The sequence below is a fragment of the Sphingopyxis sp. GW821-FHT10B01 genome, from assembly GCF_059415685.1.
In genome coordinates, this window is sequence record NZ_JBWKNS010000002.1 from 161,298 (window position 1) to 178,099 (window position 16,802).

Annotated in this window: 16 protein-coding genes; 10 read left to right on the top strand and 6 right to left on the bottom strand. The window is 65.7% G+C overall.

Annotated features, from left to right (window positions below):
• The first annotated feature begins 59 nt into the window (after positions 1–59).
• Together AC07NV_RS05185 and AC07NV_RS05190 are read left to right on the top strand one after the other, a co-directional pair.
• The gene (locus AC07NV_RS05185; RefSeq protein WP_495165280.1) at positions 60–2,228 is read left to right on the top strand and encodes a primosomal protein N'; all 2,169 of its coding nucleotides are present in this window, start codon (positions 60–62) and stop codon (positions 2,226–2,228) included.
• A gap of 68 nt (positions 2,229–2,296) precedes the next feature.
• Positions 2,297–3,844 carry a tetratricopeptide repeat protein gene (locus AC07NV_RS05190; protein ID WP_495165281.1) on the top strand — a complete coding sequence of 516 codons (1,548 nt, stop codon included), beginning with the start codon at positions 2,297–2,299 and terminating at the stop codon, positions 3,842–3,844.
• Between the two features lie 3 nt (positions 3,845–3,847).
• Here the strand turns inward: AC07NV_RS05190 and AC07NV_RS05195 are convergent, their stop codons facing one another.
• The 4 genes from AC07NV_RS05195 to AC07NV_RS05210 all read right to left on the bottom strand — a co-directional run bounded on the left by AC07NV_RS05195 (position 3,848) and on the right by AC07NV_RS05210 (position 7,067).
• A complete protein-coding gene (locus AC07NV_RS05195) occupies positions 3,848–4,606 on the bottom strand; it encodes an isocitrate lyase/PEP mutase family protein (RefSeq protein ID WP_495165282.1) in 759 nt (252 codons plus the stop codon).
• Entirely contained in the window at positions 4,606–5,640 is a 1,035-nt protein-coding gene (ada, locus tag AC07NV_RS05200) for a bifunctional DNA-binding transcriptional regulator/O6-methylguanine-DNA methyltransferase Ada (RefSeq protein ID WP_495165283.1), read from the bottom strand. The genes AC07NV_RS05195 and ada overlap by 1 nt, the downstream gene beginning before the upstream one ends.
• Positions 5,637–6,107: a DUF1203 domain-containing protein gene (locus AC07NV_RS05205; protein WP_495165284.1), complete on the bottom strand. Its 471-nt coding sequence runs from the start codon at positions 6,105–6,107 to the stop codon at positions 5,637–5,639. The genes ada and AC07NV_RS05205 overlap by 4 nt, the downstream gene beginning before the upstream one ends.
• Positions 6,108–6,194: 87 nt before the next feature.
• Entirely contained in the window at positions 6,195–7,067 is an 873-nt protein-coding gene (locus tag AC07NV_RS05210; RefSeq protein ID WP_495165285.1) for an NAD(P)-dependent oxidoreductase, read from the bottom strand.
• A gap of 110 nt (positions 7,068–7,177) precedes the next feature.
• Here AC07NV_RS05210 and AC07NV_RS05215 point away from each other — a divergent pair, with 110 nt between their 5' ends.
• The 3 genes from AC07NV_RS05215 to AC07NV_RS05225 all read left to right on the top strand — a co-directional run bounded on the left by AC07NV_RS05215 (position 7,178) and on the right by AC07NV_RS05225 (position 10,014).
• Positions 7,178–7,510 carry a winged helix-turn-helix transcriptional regulator gene (locus tag AC07NV_RS05215; protein ID WP_495165286.1) on the top strand — a complete coding sequence of 111 codons (333 nt, stop codon included), beginning with the start codon at positions 7,178–7,180 and terminating at the stop codon, positions 7,508–7,510.
• A gap of 96 nt (positions 7,511–7,606) precedes the next feature.
• Positions 7,607–8,428, top strand: coding sequence for a DUF2306 domain-containing protein (locus AC07NV_RS05220; protein ID WP_495165287.1), 822 nt, complete (start codon positions 7,607–7,609; stop codon positions 8,426–8,428).
• A 41-nt stretch (positions 8,429–8,469) separates the two neighbouring features.
• Entirely contained in the window at positions 8,470–10,014 is a 1,545-nt protein-coding gene (locus AC07NV_RS05225; protein WP_495165288.1) for a S1C family serine protease, read from the top strand.
• Between the two features lie 15 nt (positions 10,015–10,029).
• On the opposite strand, the gene AC07NV_RS05230 is transcribed toward AC07NV_RS05225, so the two are convergent.
• Together AC07NV_RS05230 and AC07NV_RS05235 are read right to left on the bottom strand one after the other, a co-directional pair.
• Positions 10,030–10,836, bottom strand: coding sequence for an alpha/beta hydrolase (locus AC07NV_RS05230; protein WP_495165289.1), 807 nt, complete (start codon positions 10,834–10,836; stop codon positions 10,030–10,032).
• Positions 10,833–11,525, bottom strand: coding sequence for a dienelactone hydrolase family protein (locus tag AC07NV_RS05235; RefSeq protein WP_495165290.1), 693 nt, complete (start codon positions 11,523–11,525; stop codon positions 10,833–10,835). Before AC07NV_RS05235 ends, AC07NV_RS05230 begins: the two co-directional genes overlap by 4 nt.
• Before the next feature lie 199 nt (positions 11,526–11,724).
• Between AC07NV_RS05235 and AC07NV_RS05240 the strand changes: the two genes are divergently transcribed.
• Genes AC07NV_RS05240 through AC07NV_RS05260 form a run of 5 tightly spaced genes read left to right on the top strand, consistent with a single transcriptional unit; the run spans position 11,725 to position 16,617 of the window.
• Positions 11,725–12,291: a F0F1 ATP synthase subunit delta gene (locus tag AC07NV_RS05240; protein ID WP_495165291.1), complete on the top strand. Its 567-nt coding sequence runs from the start codon at positions 11,725–11,727 to the stop codon at positions 12,289–12,291.
• 3 nt (positions 12,292–12,294) lie between these two features.
• Positions 12,295–13,824, top strand: a complete 1,530-nt coding sequence (gene atpA / locus AC07NV_RS05245) for a F0F1 ATP synthase subunit alpha (RefSeq protein WP_495165292.1) — start codon at positions 12,295–12,297, stop codon at positions 13,822–13,824.
• 51 nt (positions 13,825–13,875) lie between these two features.
• Positions 13,876–14,751: a F0F1 ATP synthase subunit gamma gene (locus AC07NV_RS05250; protein WP_495165293.1), complete on the top strand. Its 876-nt coding sequence runs from the start codon at positions 13,876–13,878 to the stop codon at positions 14,749–14,751.
• 24 nt (positions 14,752–14,775) lie between these two features.
• On the top strand, positions 14,776–16,314 hold the full coding sequence (gene atpD, locus AC07NV_RS05255; protein WP_495165294.1) for a F0F1 ATP synthase subunit beta: 1,539 nt from the start codon (positions 14,776–14,778) through the stop codon (positions 16,312–16,314).
• 45 nt (positions 16,315–16,359) lie between these two features.
• Positions 16,360–16,617, top strand: a complete 258-nt coding sequence (locus tag AC07NV_RS05260) for an ATP synthase F1 subunit epsilon (RefSeq protein ID WP_495165295.1) — start codon at positions 16,360–16,362, stop codon at positions 16,615–16,617.
• Positions 16,618–16,802: the final 185 nt, after the last annotated feature.

Consider the following 16,802-nt stretch of genomic DNA (forward strand, 5'->3'; position numbering starts at 1 on the left):
GGGAGAGCGCCGCACGCCGCTTTCCTATTTTACCCGCAGCCCTATATCCTGCGCAGCCCATGACCCGTGCCCGCGTCCTCCTCCTCACCGCCGCCCTCGGCCCGCTCGACTATCGCGTCCCGCGCGAGAGCGAGGCCCCGCTCGGCAGTGTCGTTGTCGCCCCCCTGGGGCCGCGGCGGCTGGGCGGCGTGGTGTGGGAGGATTCGAGCTTCGGCGCGCCCGAGGCGGTCGGCGACAATCGCCTGCGCAATCTCTACGAAGTCGTGGCCGTGCCGCCGGTGCCCGCGCCGCTGCGACGCCTCGTCGAATGGACGAGCGACTATTATCTCGCCCCGCCCGGCGCGGTGCTGCGCATGGTGCTCCCCGGGGTCGCCTTTGCCGACGCGCGCCGCCCGATCGTCGAATATCGCGCGACCGGCGAGGTTCCTGCCCGAATGACACCGCAGCGCACCGTCGCGCTCGAAGCGATCGGCGAGCGGCAGGGCATGGTGCGCGAGCTCGCCGCACTCGCCGAGGTCAGCGAGGCGGTGATCCGCGGCCTCGTGAACACCGGCGCGCTCGAAGCAGTGACCGTCTCGGCCGACGCCCCCTATCCCGAACCCGATCCGGCCTTCGCGCCGCCCGACCTGTCCGACGAACAGACCGCGGCGGCGGCACAGCTCAGGGACGCGGTGACCGCCGCGAAATTCGAAACCCTGCTGCTCGACGGCGTCACCGGATCGGGCAAGACCGAAGTCTATATGGAGGCGATCGCCGCCGCGTTGGACGCGGGCAAGCAGGCGCTGGTGCTGCTCCCCGAAATCGCGCTCACCGAACCGATGCTCACCCGCTTCGCCGCGCGCTTCGGCTGCGAGCCCGTCGGCTGGCACAGCGGCCTGCGCTCGGCCGAACGCCGCCGCGCGTGGCACGCGATTGCGAGCGGCGACGCGCGCATCGTCATCGGCGCGCGCTCGGCGCTCTTTCTCCCTTATGCGCGGCTCGGCGTGATCGTCGTCGACGAGGCGCATGAAACGAGCTTCAAGCAGGAGGATGGCGTCCATTATCACGCGCGCGACGTCGCGGTGATGCGCGGACATTTCGAGGGCCTGCCGGTCGTCCTCGCGAGCGCGACCCCCGCGCTCGAAAGCCTCGCGATGGTCGAGGCGGGGCGCTACCGCCATATCGTCCTGCCTGCGCGTTTCGGCGGTGCGACGATGCCCGATCTCGCCGCGATCGACATGCGGATCAACCCGCCCGACCGCGGCCGCTGGCTCGCCCCGCCGCTCGTCGACGCGCTCGCCGACCGGCTCACCAAGGGCGAGCAGAGCCTGCTCTTCCTCAACCGCCGCGGCTTCGCGCCGCTGACGCTCTGCCGGACCTGCGGCCACCGCATCCAGTGCCCGAACTGCACCGCATGGATGGTCGAGCACCGCCTCGTCCACCGCCTCGCCTGCCATCATTGCGGCCATGTCATGCCGCCGCCGCGGCTCTGCCCCGAATGCGAGGATGAGGACAGCCTCGTCGCCTGCGGCCCCGGCGTCGAGCGCGTCGCCGACGAGGTCGCGCTGCGTTTTCCCGAAGCCCGAACCGCGATCGTCACCTCCGACACGCTCTGGTCGCCCGCCAAGGCCGCCGAATTCGTCGACAATGTCGAGGGCGGGCTGGTCGACATCATCATCGGCACCCAGCTCGTCACCAAGGGCTATCATTTCCCCAATCTCACCCTCGTCGGCGTGGTCGACGCCGACCTCGGGCTCGACGGCGGCGACCTGCGCGCATCCGAACGCACCTTCCAGCAGATCGCGCAGGTCGCGGGACGCGCCGGGCGCGGGGTCAAGCCCGGCGAAGTGCTGATCCAGACGCGCGTTCCCGAGGCACCGGTGATGGCCGCGCTCGTCGCGAACGACCGCGACGGATTTTATGCCGCCGAAGCCGCGGCGCGGAAATTCGCCGGCGCGCCGCCCTATGGCCGCTTCGCCGCGCTTGTCATCTCTTCGGAAGATATCGAGGTCGCGCGCGGCGTCGCGCAGCGGCTGGGGAAAAAGGCCCCGGTAGCCGAGGGGCTCGCGGTCTATGGCCCCGCCCCCGCCCCGCTCGCGATGCTCCGCGGCCGCCACCGCTTCCGCCTGCTCCTCCACGCGCCGCGCAGCTTCGACCTGCAGGGCACGATCCGCGAGTGGGTGGCGAGCATCGACTGGCCATCGAAGGCGCGGCTCGCGATCGACATCGACCCCTATAGCTTTGTTTAGGCGTAACAGGCCTTTACTGTAACCGGGCGCGCTGGCAGCATCCTCTCGACCTGAATGCGGGGGGCGAGATGAAGAAAATCGGCGTGGGCCTGCTGGCCGGAATCGCGATGACCGGAATGGCGGGAACGGCCGAAGCCAAATGGCTTCGCGCCGACACCGACAGTTTCATCATCTACAGCGAAAGCAACGAGAAATCGCTCCGCGAATTCGGCCAGAATCTGCAGCGATTCGACACCACGCTGCGCCTGCTTTTCAAAGTCGAAACGCCCGGTGAAGAGAGTCGGCTGCCGATCTACCTCGTATCCTCAGCGCCCGATGTCGCAGAACTGGCGAGCGGATCGCGGAGCGCGTCGATCGGAGGCTTCTATCGGCAGGACCGCGACGGCAGCTTTGCGATGTCGTTTCGCCAGAACAGCGGCAGCAGCGTATCCGGCACATCGGCGTCCCAACAGGTGCTGTTTCATGAATACAGCCATCATTTCATGAAGCGCCACCTCCGCGCGGCCTTTCCGGCCTGGCTGATCGAAGGTTTCGCCGAATATTATTCGACCGTCGACTTCGACAAGCAAGGCCGGGCGCTGATCGGCCAGCCGGTCTATCGCCGCGCCTATGGTTTGGTCCTGATGCCAAAAATTCCGGCGGAAAAGCTGTTGTTCGAACAGCCTCGCACGATGCGGAACAGCGGACAGATCGACGTCTATTACGGCCGCGCATGGGTGCTGACCCACATGCTCTTTCACAGCAGCACCCGCGGGGACCAGATCAACGCCTATACCGATGCGATCAACGCTGGCACCGATCCCAAACAGGCGGCGACCGATGCCTTTGGCGACCTCGCCCTGCTCGACAAGGATATCAATCGCTACATTCAGGGGAAGATGAGCTACCGCACGACGCGCGATTCCGTCCCGATTGCGACCAACATCCGGATCACGCCGCTTTCGGCGGACGAAGATGCCGTGATCATGCCGCGGCTCGAACGGCTGAATGCGCGCGGCGATGCGGCGCGCGCGACGAAGGCCCGCGACACGCTGCGCAAGCTCGCCGCCGCGCAGCCCGCCAATGCCGACGTCCAGTTCGAGCTCGCGGCCGCCGAATGGGACATGGACAAGGACCAGCGCGACCTTGCGGCGATGCGCGCCGCGCTCGACAAGGTGCTCGCGGCAAAGCCCGACCATGTTCGCGCGAACGTCCTGCTTGGCCGGTTGAACCTCTATCAACTGCGCGAAAAGGGCGAGGACGACCCCGCCGCCTGGCGCGAGGCGCGCAAGCCGATCCAGCTCGCCAACCGCACCGATCCCGACGACGCGGTGCCGCTCTACGCCTATTTCGACAGCTTTCTGGCCGAAGGCAAACGGCCGAGCGAGATGGCGATCAAGGCGCTCGAACGCGCCTTCGCCCTGACCCCCGAAAATATCGAGATGCGGGTCTCCTATGCCTTCGCGCTTGCGAATCAGGGCGAGTTCGAGCCTGCGCTGCGGCTGGCGAGGACGGTGGCATTCGATCCGCACGACAATGGGCGGGGCGAGGCGATGCTCGCCAGACTGGAAGCGATGCGCGACCGCGGCGCCGGCAAGGACAAGAAAACCGTATCCGACGACGACGCCACAGACTGATCCTCAATAATCGGGTTCGGCGCCGCCCATCACCTGGGCCGTTTGCCCCGACAGCCATGCCATCGCCGCCGCCCACGGCTGATGCCCATGGCTGATCCGCGCGACGCCCAGCGCGGCAAGCTCCTTGTGCGTCGGCCCGCCCTTGCCGCGCAGGATGTTGACCGGCAACGGCGAACCGTCGCAGATCGCACCGATGCAACGGGGATCGAGCAGGAAGGGAACGAACAGCGATCCCGCGCCCGCATCGGCATAGGCCCGCGCGCGTTCGAGCGTCGCCGCCACCAGCGCCTCGCCGTCATTCGCGACATCCGCCCCGCGAAAGGTGTCGCAGCGCGCGTTGACGAAAATGCCGGTGTCGCTCGCGGCGCGATAACGCGCCACGGCTTCGGCGACCGGCAGCAGATCCGACTGGCCGGGCAGGCGGTCCTCCATATTGATTCCCGCGGCGCCGGCCGTTTTTGCGCGGCCGACCGAGACGCCGACCGCCGCCGGGTCGGCGCCATAGCCCGATTCCATGTCGATCGTGACCGGCAGGTCGGTCACTGACAGGATGCGCGCGAGATTTTCGAACACATCTTCCAGCGGGAAATCCTCGCCATCGGCGCGGCCCTGCGCGCCCGCGACCCCGAAGCTGCCCGTGGCGATCGCCTTCGCCCCCGCCGCGGCCACGGCTCTCGCGCTCCCCGCGTCCCAGATGTTGACGAGGATCAGCGGGTCGCCCGGCACATGCAGCGCGCGGAACTGGGCAATCTTGTCGACCATCAAAAACACTCCCTCTTGAGCAATTCTTCCTTGATCGGCAGGCCATAGGCATAGCCGCCGAGCGTTCCGTCGCTGCGTACCACACGGTGGCACGGAATCAGCACCGCGACATTGTTCGCGCCGTTGGCGCTCCCCGCCGCGCGCACCGCCTTGGGTTTACCCACCGCCGCGGCGATATCGGCATAGCTGCGCGTCTCGCCCGCCGGAATTTTCCGCAGCTCGCGCCACACCGCTTCCTGAAAGGCGGTGCCCTTCACATCGATCGGAATATGATCAAAGCCATGGGTCGGCGCTTCGACCGCCGCGACCACCTGTTTCAGCAGCGCCGCAAACTCGTCGCCGCCCTCGACCAGATTCGCGGCCGGGAAGCGGTCTTCCAGCGCCGCGCGCCCTTCGGCGAAGGACAGGCGGCACACGCCCTTGCCGGTCGCCGCGACGAGCATGTCGCCAAGGCTGGTCGGCACGACGGCCCAGTGGATCGTGGCCCCCTTGCCGCCGTTCACCCACGCCGACGCCGTCATGCCCATCCGTCCCTCCATCGTCTCGTAGAAACGCGACGGCCCCGAAAAGCCCGCGTCATAAATCGCGTCGGTCACCCTCTTGCCGTCGCTCAGCGCCTGCCGCGCGCGCTCCTCGCGCAGGGCGCGGGCATAAGCGGCGGGCGACAGCCCGGTGTGCCGGGTGAAAACGCGCTGAAAATGTGTCGGCGAATAGCCGGTTCGCGCCGCGAGATCGGCGAGCGCGAGCGGCTCCTCGCTCGTCTTGATCGCCTGAATCGCCGCGAGCACCGCCCCCTCGTCGCGCGCGACATCGTCGGGCAGGCATCGCCTGCATGCCCGCAACCCGGTTTCGCGCGCGGCCGCACCATCGGCAAAAAAGCGGACATTGTCGCGGTGCGGGTGCCGCGCGGCGCAGCTCGGCCGGCAATAGATGCCCGTCGTAAGCACACCGGTGACGAAACGCCCGTCGAGCGCGCGGTCGCGGCGAAGCACCGCCGCCCAGCGCGTGTCGTCGGTCATCAGGTCGCTGCTCATGCTGCATCCCTTTCGATCCGCGCGGCGAAGCAGCCATGCGCGGCGTTATGGGCATCGATATAGGATATGCCATCGTCGGCGAACAGGTCGCGGATCGCGCCATCGGCCTCGCCCGGTCCGGCAAGGCGGGCGGTTTGCAGCATGCCCGCGCTGTCAAACGCACGCAATGCCAACGGACGGCCTTCGAACACCGGCGGCAGCGCGTCGCGATAGGTCGCTGTTTCGACGTCCGGCCGGACATAAATGGCATAGGCGCTGCGGTACGGCGTCGCGACATCATGGCTGACATGGTGGAGCAGGATCAATGCCTCGCCTGCTCGCGCATCCTCCAGACTGACGCGGCAGGGAAAGCCCCTGTCCGACGTCGCCGTGACGCGACGGGCATGATGCTCCGCCAGTTCGGCATCGTTCATCGCGAACAGCGGGGCGAAAGGATCGGGGCTGAGCCCGCTAATCATATAGGTCATCGGATCGTCCTTTCTCTGACTGACCACCCGATACCCCGCCCCGCTGCGCATCGCGTCCCGATGCTTGCGGTCAAACATGCACAGCCTCTACGCGTCTTCGCGCACGACCTTGATCAGCGCCGCCAGCTCCTCGTCGGCAAGGCCGCGCGCGGCTGCCCGCTCGAGCCAGTTGTTGACGAGATCGGGCAGTTCGCGGTTGATCCCGAGCGCGCCCGACGTCTGTGCGATGCGGTCCACGGCGGCAATCGAGATGCGCATCGGGCTTTCGCTGACGGTGAAATCGCCCGATGCGATGACCCCGCCCTGATGCTGGAAAAAGGCGCCGAAGCTCGGCGAAATATCCTTCACCAGCTTGCCATAGACTGCGGGATCGATCCCCGTCGCTTCGGCGATCCGCGATCCGTGGAGGAACCCCGCATAGGCGCCATAGACATAGGACAGCGTCGCAAGGTCCATATAGGCAACGGCGTCGACCGCCTCGCCCAGATAGACGAGGTTGCCGGCGACGATCTGCAACAGCGGCTCGGCGACGTCATAGGCCGCTCGCTCGCCCGAAAGGAGAACCGGGGTGTCGGGTTGGCCCATCTGGCTCGGCGCCGCCTGGATCGCGCCGTCGACATAGCGTCCTCCGGCCCGTGCGAGGTCCGCGGCAAACGCCTTCGCGGCGTCGGGCGAACTTGTGCCCAGATTGACCAATATCCGGCCGGCCAGCGCATCGGCGGCACCTTCGCCGGACAGGATCGAACGGACGGCGTCATCGTCGGACAGGATCATCAGCGTCACGGGGCTCGCCGCCAGAGCCTCTGCCGGGGACGTTGCGACCGCCAGGCCCCGCGACGCCAAAGGGGCAGCCTTGGCGATGCTGCGGTTCCACACCGTCACCGATTGCCCCGCTTCGCTCAGCAGCTCGGCGAGACGGACACCCATTTGACCCAAGCCGATTATTGTTACGTCAGACATGTCGAACCTCCTTGTTGTTGTGAAACGCGGAAGTGGGATTTATGCTACCAGATCGGCAAGTACGGACTATTTGGTAAGCTACTTACCAAAATGGGAATTAGGCTGAAATCATGACGAAAGAAAATTACGCGTGCGGGATTGGCCCCGCTTTCGAAGCGGTGGGCGGCAAGTGGAAAGCCGTGATCCTGTGGGAGCTTAACGACGGCGCCCTGCGATTCGGCGAACTCAAGCGGCGCGTTGCGGGTGCGAGCGAGAAGATGCTGATCCAGCAGCTCCGCGCGCTCGAACAGGATGGGCTGGTGATCCGCAATGTCTTCCCGCAGGTGCCCCCGCATGTCGAATATTCGCTGTCCGAATGGGGCGTCGGCCTCAACATGGCGCTCGGCCCGATTGCCGATTGGGGAGAGAAATTTGCGAAGGCGACCGGCCGCTATCCCGGTTGAAGACCCCGGCTCCCCGCCAAGTGTGTTACTGTATTATATCATTGACTCACCAAAAGGATCGGCGCACTCTCCCGCCGGAAAATCGGGGAGTTCGTCATGGCAACCATCGACGCGGCAATCGCACCGGCAGCGGCCCACCGCCGCGCCGACTGGCTCGGGCGCAGCGCGACCTTCTGCTACCTGGCCATCGCGGCGGGGCAGCTGCTCTTCGTCGCCTTCATCCTGCTCTATTATTACCCGTCGACGCTGACCGGCAATTTTGCGGCGTGGAACGAAAAGCCGATCATCACCGGCTTCGTCGCGGGTGACACCGCGGGCAATCTCTTCTTCGCAGTGCATGTGCTGCTGGCGGCGGTCATCACTTTCGGCGGCCTCGTCCAGCTCGTCCCCGCGATCCGGGGCCGCTGGCCCGCGCTGCATCGCTGGAACGGCCGGATCTATATCCTCTCGGCTCTCGCGTTGGCGCTCGGCGGGCTGTGGATGACGTGGGGCCGCGGCACATGGCTGAACTATATGGGCGCGATCGGCATCAGCCTCGACGCGCTCCTGATCATCGGCTTCGCCGCGCTCGCGTGGCAGGCCGCGCGCCACCGCCAGTTCGCCGACCACCGCCGCTGGGCAATCCGCCTCTTCGCGGTCGCCAGCGCCGTCTGGTTCATGCGCGTCGGTTATATGGCGTGGGGTCTCGCGACCGGCGGCGCGGGGATCGGCAAGGCGATGGACGGCCCGTTCGACCTGTTCCTCGCCTTCGCCAATTCGTTGCTGCCGCTCGCCGTCGCCGAAATCTATCTGCGCGCGGGTGCGCGGGGGACACCGCTGGCGCGGCGGGCGACCGCCTTGCTGCTCGCGGTGAGCAGCCTCGTCATCCTTGCGGGCAGCGCGGGCGCATGGATGGTGATGTGGGGTCCGTATATCTAGGCGCGCTTGCCTTCGAATCCCCAGCGACTAGTGTGCGCGGCATGACCCGCATCCTCCTCTTCCTTGCCGCCCTCTTCGCCCTCACCCAGCCTGTGCACGCCGCCGACGACATCAGCGCGGCATCGCGCAGCGTCGTGCGCGTCGTCACCGTCGCGATGGTCGACGGCGAGGTCGTCGGTTTCGGCCATGGCAGCGGCATCGCAATCTCGCCAACGCGGATCATCACCAACGCGCATGTCGTCGAATCGGCGGTCAAATATCCCGGCAATGTCGCGCTCGGCGTCGTCCCGTCAGAGGGACAGAAGAGTTATGCGGCCAAGCTGATCGCGATCGACACCGCGCGCGACCTTGCGCTGATCGAGATCACCGAAGCCCGCCTGCCCGCCGCAACCATCTATACCGGCCCGCTCGAATCGGGGGCCGACGTCGTCGCGCTGGGCTATCCGGGCAATGTCGACCTTGCGACCGCACGCAGCGCCAACGACTATATCACCCCGCGCACACCGACACGCAGCGAAGGCAATATGTCGAACATGCAGGCGGTCGACGGCGTCGCGATGCTGATCCACACCGCCAAGATATCGCGCGGCAATTCGGGCGGCCCGCTGGTCGACCAGTGCGGCCGCATCGTCGGCATCAACACCGCGATCACCCGCGCCGACGACGGCGATTCGCCATTCGCCTTCGCCATTTCGACGCGCGAACTGGCCCGCTTCCTCGCCGACGCCAGCCAGGACTATGCCAGCATCGGCACCCCCTGCCTGTCGATGGCCGACGCCGACGCCCGCGACCGGGCGGTGCTCGACGCCGCCGCGCGCGCCGAGGCCGAAGCCAGCAGCGCCAAGGCGGCGGCGGCAAAGCTCGACCGCGAACTCAAACAGGCGCGCGCCGCCAAAGAAGCGCTCGCCGCGCGCGAGAATCGCATCGCGCTCGCCGGCGTCCTGTTCGTCATCGGCGCGCTCGCCGCGGGCGCGGGCCTGCTGTTCTACAGCCAGAAAAATCTGCGCAACGCAAAGATCGCGGGCGGCGCCGGCGCGGCGCTGATGCTCGCCGCCGCGATCCTGTTCGTCACCCGCCCCGATGCCGTTGCCGCCATCGCCGACGACGCCCCGGCGCCGGGTACCACCGCGGCGCCCAAACTCGCCGCGGGCAATTTGCTCTGCACGATCCGTCCCGACCGCAGCCGCATCACCGTGTCGGCGACGACCGATGTGCCGATCACGATCCGCGCCGGCGGCTGCGTCAACGACCGCACCCAATATACCCACGGCGCCGACGATCGCTGGCAGCGCATCCTCGTGCCCAACGAGGAAGCGACGGTCACCGTGGCATCGATCGATTCGGCGGGCCGCGACTATCGCGTCGAGCGCTATCTGCTCGATGCCGAGACGATGACCAAGGCACGCGAGATTCGCGCGGGCATCACGCTGAAGAGCTGCACCGCCAACGCAGACGAACTGGCGGGGCTGGCGGTACAGCAGGACGCGATTCGCAGCGCGCTTCCCGCGACCCCCAACGAACGGCTCGTCTATGGCTGCCAGCCAGCAGCGCCGGGCGCAGCGGTCAAACCCGCGGCCGCGCCCTGACCGCCAGCCCGCCGGTCACCTGGCGGGCAAGCCGTTCACCCAGTCGGTCATCAGCGCCTGCGCGGTGTCGCCATATACAAGCTCGTGCCCGGCCCCCGGAACGATCGTCAATGTGGATCCGGGACGCGCCGCGTGAAGCCGTCTCGCATTGGCGACCGGAACCACCTTGTCGCGATCACCATGAAGAAGGAAGACGTCGCCCCTGACCGCACCGATCTTTGTCGCATTCGCGAACTGATCGCGCACCAGCCAGCGAACGGGCAGCCAGCGGACATGGGCGCGGGCGACATCGGGCAGGCTGGAGAAGCCCGATACAAGGATGAGCGCCGCGACCGGGTGGCGCATCGCCATCTCCGTCGCGGGGCCCGATCCGATCGAGTTTCCGGTCAGGATGATATCCGGTGTCGCCACGCCCGCGCTTGCCAGCCAGCGCATCGCGGCCTCGCCGTCGCGATTGAAGCCGGCCTCGCCGGGCGATCCCGGATTGCCGCCATAGCCGCGATATTCGACGAGCAGCACGCCGTTGCCGTTGGCGGCAAGACCCCGCACCGCTTCGGCCGCGCCCGCCAGACTGTCGCCATTGCCATGAAAGAAGACAATCGTGCGCCGACCCTGCTTCGCGGCGCGATACAGCGCCTTCAGCCGCAACCCGTCGGGAGTTTCGGTGTGGACGAGCCGGTAGCCGGGCAACGATCCGCGCGGATAGTCCCGCGGCGCGGGATAGAAGATGCTCTGCTGGTTGAAATAAAGCACGGCGCTGGCGATGGCGACCAAGGCGACGATCACCAGCAATCCGAACAACGCGATCCGGACGATCGTCACCCCCCGCACGCCTTGAACAGCATCAGCGTCCGCTCTTTCGCCAGCTCGCAACTCGGCGCGTGATAATCCTTGCGCCGATCGCTGTTGAACCCATGTCCCGCCTCATAGACGAAGATCTGCGCGGTCGGATGATCCTTCGCGATCAGCGCCTCGACCCCCGCCATCGGAATGCCGTCGTCGAAGCGGCCGAAATGGGCGATTGTCGCACAGGCGGGCGCCTCATCCTTGAACATCGTCGGCACCAGGCTGCCATAATAGGCCGAGGATGCAGCAAGGTCGGGACTGATCTGCGCCATCCGCCACGCGACCGAGCCGCCGTAGCAATAGCCGGTGATGAACACCGGGCCCCCAGAATCATTGGCGCCCTTGAGCGCATCGATACACGTGTGCGCATCCTTCAGGCTCTGCTCGAACGGATGCAGCTCGCGCGCCAACTGGACCGCGCGCTGGAATTGCGGCCCCGAATAGTCGCTCTCGAACCCCGGATGCTCGCGGTCGAACAGCGCAGGCGACAGCACCTCGTACCCGTCCGCCGCATATTCGTCGCACAGCTCGCGGATATGCTCGGTGACCCCGAAAATCTCCTGAATGAGGACGAGCCCGCCGCGACGTTCGCTCGTCGGCTGGGCGTGATAGACCGCAACCTCGGCGCCATCGTCCATCGTCATCCGGATCATCTCGCCCATCATCCACCCTTCCTTGCACAGCTTATTTTTCGGTTAGGCCGTCCCTATCGCACGAAGGCGCAAAAGCAATCGCGCCCCCGCCTTGCATTGCAGCAAAATCGTTGCTAGGCGCGCCGCGACTTCGCGTGGGGGACATTCGTCGAATATCCCGCAAAATCGCGCGACCCATCCCCCACGGGATAGCAACAAAGGACTTTCACGCGTGGAGAATTCCGGCGGCATTCAGGGCAACATCACGGCGGGCCTCGCGGGCCGTTATGCAGTCGCTTTGTTCGATCTGGCCCGCGAATCGAACGCGATCGACGCAGTGGCCAAAAGCCTTGGCGTCCTTCGTGCCGGTCTCGCCGAATCGGCCGACCTGACGGCGCTGGTGTCCAGCCCGGTCGTCGGCCGCGGCGATGCCGCGAACGCCATCGGCGCGGTCGCCAAGGCGATGAAGCTCGATTCGCTCACCGCCAAGTTCCTTGGCGTGCTGGCGGAGAATCGCCGCCTCGCCGATTTGCCCAAGATGATCGACGCGTTCGATGCGATCGTCGCCGATCACCGCGGCGAAGTGACCGCCAAGGTCACCAGCGCGCATCCGCTTTCGGCCGAGCAGCTCAAAGAGCTGACCGCGAACCTCAAATCCCGTGTCGGGCGCGACGTCAGCGTCGCCGCGACCGTCGACCCCGCCATCCTTGGCGGTCTCGTCGTCCAGCTGGGCAGCCAGCTGATCGACGGCAGCATCCGTACCCGTCTCAATAGCTTCGCACAGGCGATGAAAGGCTAAACCATGGAAATCCGCGCCGCTGAAATCAGCAAGGTCATCAAGGACCAGATCGCCAATTTCGGCACCGACGCAACGGTCAGCGAAATCGGTCAGGTCTTGTCGGTCGGCGACGGCATCGCCCGCGTCCACGGCCTCGACAACGTCCAGGCCGGTGAAATGGTCGAATTCGCCAACGGCGTGCAGGGCATGGCGCTCAACCTCGAAGCCGACAATGTCGGCATCGTGATCTTCGGCTCGGACGCCGAGATCAAGGAAGGCGACACCGTCAAGCGCACCGGCACGATCGTCGACGTCCCCGTCGGCAAGGGCCTGCTCGGCCGCGTCGTCGATGGCCTCGGCAATCCGATCGACGGCAAGGGCCCGATCAAGGCCGAAAAGCGCATGCGCGTCGAAGTGAAGGCGCCGGGCATCATCCCGCGCACCTCGGTTCACGAACCCGTCCAGACCGGCCTCAAGGCGCTCGACGCCCTCGTCCCCGTCGGCCGCGGCCAGCGCGAACTGATCATCGGCGATCGCCAGACCGGCAAGACCGCCGTCGCGATCGACACCTTCATCAACCAGAAGGAAGCCAACGCCGGCACCGATGAGTCGAAGAAGCTCTATTGCATCTATGTCGCGATCGGCCAGAAGCGCTCGACCGTCGCGCAGATCGTCCGTCAGCTCGAAGAAAATGGCGCGATGGAATATTCGATCGTCGTCGCCGCGACCGCGTCGGAGCCCGCTCCGCTGCAGTTCCTCGCACCGTACACCGGCTGCACGATGGGCGAATATTTCCGCGACAACGGCATGCACGCCGTGATCGTCTATGACGATCTGTCGAAGCAGGCCGTCGCTTATCGCCAGATGTCGCTGTTGCTGCGCCGCCCGCCGGGCCGCGAAGCTTATCCGGGCGACGTTTTCTATCTGCACAGCCGCCTGCTCGAGCGTTCGGCCAAGATGAACGCCGACAATGGTTCGGGCTCGCTCACCGCGCTGCCGATCATCGAAACCCAGGCGGGCGACGTTTCGGCGTACATCCCGACCAACGTGATTTCGATCACCGACGGCCAGATCTTCCTCGAAACCAACCTGTTCAACGCCGGTATCCGTCCCGCCATTAACGTCGGTCTTTCGGTATCGCGCGTCGGTTCGGCCGCGCAGACCAAGGCGATGAAAAAGGTCTCGGGCTCGATCAAGCTCGAACTCGCACAGTATCGCGAAATGGAAGCCTTTGCGCAGTTCGGTTCGGACCTCGACGCGTCGACGCAAAAGCTGCTGAACCGCGGTGCGCGGCTGACGCAGCTCTTGAAGCAGCCGCAGTTCCAGCCGATGCCGTTCGAAGAGCAGACCGCGTCGATCTTTGCCGGTACCAACGGCTATCTCGACAAGGTCGCGACCACCGACGTCTCGCGTTACGAACAGGCGATGATCGCCTATCTGCGCAGCGACCATGTCGGCGTGCTCAAGACGATCCGCGACACCAAGGACCTTGGCGACGACGCCAAGAAGGGCCTTGTCGCCGCGCTCGACGCGTTCGCCAAGATTTTCGCTTAAAGGTTTCCGTCCTCCCGGCTTCGGCCGGGATGACGAAATATAGGGGCCTTCATGGCAAACCTGAAAGAACTCAAAGGGCGGATCAACTCGGTCAAATCGACCCAGAAGATCACCAAGGCCAAGAAAATGGTCGCGGCGGCCAAGCTGCGCAAGGCGCAGGCGGCTGCCGAAGCCGCGCGTCCCTATGCCGAACGCCTCGAAGGCGTCGTCGCCAGCCTGGCGTCGAAAGTCGGCGGGTCGGACAGCGCGCCGAAGCTTCTGTCGGGCACCGGCAAGAGCGACACGCACCTGCTCGTCGTGCTCAACAGCGACCGCGGCCTCGCCGGCGCGTTCAACTCGAACATCGTCAAGGCCGCGCGCGACAAGGCACTCGAGCTGCAGGCGCAGGGCAAGAAGGTTGTCTTCTACCTGATCGGCCGCAAGGGCCGTCCGGTGATCAACCGCCTCTTCCCCGGCCAGGTGATCGAGAATTTCGAAACCACCGGCATCCGCGACATCGGCTTTGACCAGGCACACGAAGTCTCGGCCAAGGTGATGGAGCTGTATGAAGCCGGTGCGTTCGACGTCGCGCATCTCTTCTATTCGAAGTTCCGCTCGGCGCTGCTTCAGGTGGCGACCGGCCAGCAGCTGATCCCTGTCCCCGCTCCGGTCGACGTTCCGGCATCGAGCGGCGCCGCGGTCGAATATGAACCCGACGAGGAAGCGATCCTTGCCGACCTGCTGCCGCGCAACATCACGATCCAGATCTTCAAGGGCATCCTTGAAAATGCCGCGTCCGAACAGGGTGCGTCGATGACCGCGATGGACAATGCGACGCGCAACGCGGGTGACCTGATCAACAAGCTGACCATCATTTACAACCGCACGCGTCAGGCGGCGATCACGACCGAACTGATTGAAATCATCGCTGGCGCCGAAGCGCTGTAAGCTATCCAAGCAAGGAAGAAACCAATGGCAACCGCACCCTCTGCCGAGAAGAAGGCACCCGCCAAGAAGGCCGCTGCCCCCAAGGCTGCTGCGCCGAAGAAGGCCGCCGCTCCCAAGGCTGCAAGCACCGGCACCGCCACGGGCCGCATCGCGCAGGTCATCGGCGCCGTCGTCGACGTCCAGTTCACCGGCACCCTGCCCGCCATTCTGAACGCGCTCGAAACCGACAACAACGGCAACCGCCTCGTCCTCGAAGTTGCGCAGCACCTCGGTGAAAACACCGTTCGCACCATCGCGATGGACGCGACCGACGGCCTGACCCGCGGCCAGCCCGTCGTCGACACCGGCGCGCAGATTTCGGTGCCCGTCGGCCCGCAGACGCTCGGCCGCATTCTCAACGTCATCGGCGAGCCGATCGACGAACGCGGTCCGGTCAATGCCGTCAGCCGTGCGCCGATCCACGCCAAGGCTCCCGAATTCGTCGACCAGTCGACCGAAAGCAGCATCCTCGTCACCGGCATCAAGGTCATCGACCTGATCGCGCCTTATGCAAAGGGCGGCAAGATCGGCCTGTTCGGCGGCGCGGGCGTCGGCAAGACGGTTCTCATCCAGGAACTGATCAACAACATCGCCAAGGGCCATGGCGGTACGTCGGTGTTCGCGGGCGTCGGTGAACGCACCCGCGAAGGCAACGATCTCTATCACGAGTTCCTCGACGCCGGCGTTATCGCCAAGGACGCCGACGGCAACCCGACCCCCGAAGGTTCGAAGGTTGCGCTGGTATTCGGCCAGATGAACGAACCCCCGGGCGCCCGCGCTCGCGTTGCGCTCTCGGGTCTGACGATCGCCGAATATTTCCGCGACGTCGAAGGCCAGGACGTGCTCTTCTTCGTCGACAACATCTTCCGCTTCACCCAGGCGGGTTCGGAAGTGTCGGCACTGCTCGGCCGTATTCCTTCGGCCGTGGGCTATCAGCCGACCCTGTCGACCGACATGGGCGCGCTGCAGGAACGCATCACCTCGACCAACAAGGGCTCGATTACCTCGGTGCAGGCCATCTACGTTCCCGCAGATGACCTTACCGATCCGGCGCCGGCAACCTCCTTCGCTCACTTGGACGCGACCACGACGCTGAACCGTGCGATTTCGGAACTCGGCATCTATCCGGCGGTCGATCCGCTCGATTCGACCAGCCGCGTTCTGACCGCCGCGATCGTCGGGCAGGAACATTATGAAACCGCCCGCCGCGTTCAGGAAACGCTGCAGAAGTATAAGTCGCTTCAGGACATCATCGCCATTCTCGGCATGGACGAGCTTTCGGAAGAAGATAAGCTGGTCGTCGCCCGTGCGCGCAAGATCCAGAAGTTCCTCAGCCAGCCGTTCCACGTCGCCGAAGTTTTCACCAACATCCCCGGCAAGTTCGTCGCGATCGAAGACACGGTGAAGTCGTTCAAGGCGGTGGTCGATGGTGAATATGACCATCTTCCCGAAGCGGCCTTCTACATGGTCGGCGGCATCGACGAAGCTGTCGCCAAGGCCGCGAAGCTCGCCGAAGACGCGTAACAAACCTGTGCCCCTCTCCGTGCGGGAGGGGTCAAAGGACATATCATGGCTCTGAAGTTCGAACTCGTCACCCCCGCCCGCCTCGAGCGGACCGCCGACGTCCATATGGTCACCGTGCCGGGGGCCGAAGGCGATTTTTCGGTGCTCGAAGGCCACGCGCCGTTCATGGCGACGCTCCGCAACGGGCCGCTGACCATCTATGCAACCGCGGGTGCCGCACCCGAGGTGATCGAGGTCGAAGGCGGCTTTGCCGAAGTCAACGAGGCCGGCCTGACCGTCCTTGCCGAGCATATCGCGACCTGATTTCTTCCGCCGTCCACGGCGATCAAAAGCCCGCATCCTTCTGGATGCGGGCTTTTTTTATGCCCGCGTCGCTTGGCGCACGGCGCATTAGGACAATGTCAAAGTTTCCGCTTTATTCACCGTGTCGGATGGGGGTTCGCCTGCACAGGCGGCGAGACTCCGAGATAGGAAAGCAGGACAAAACG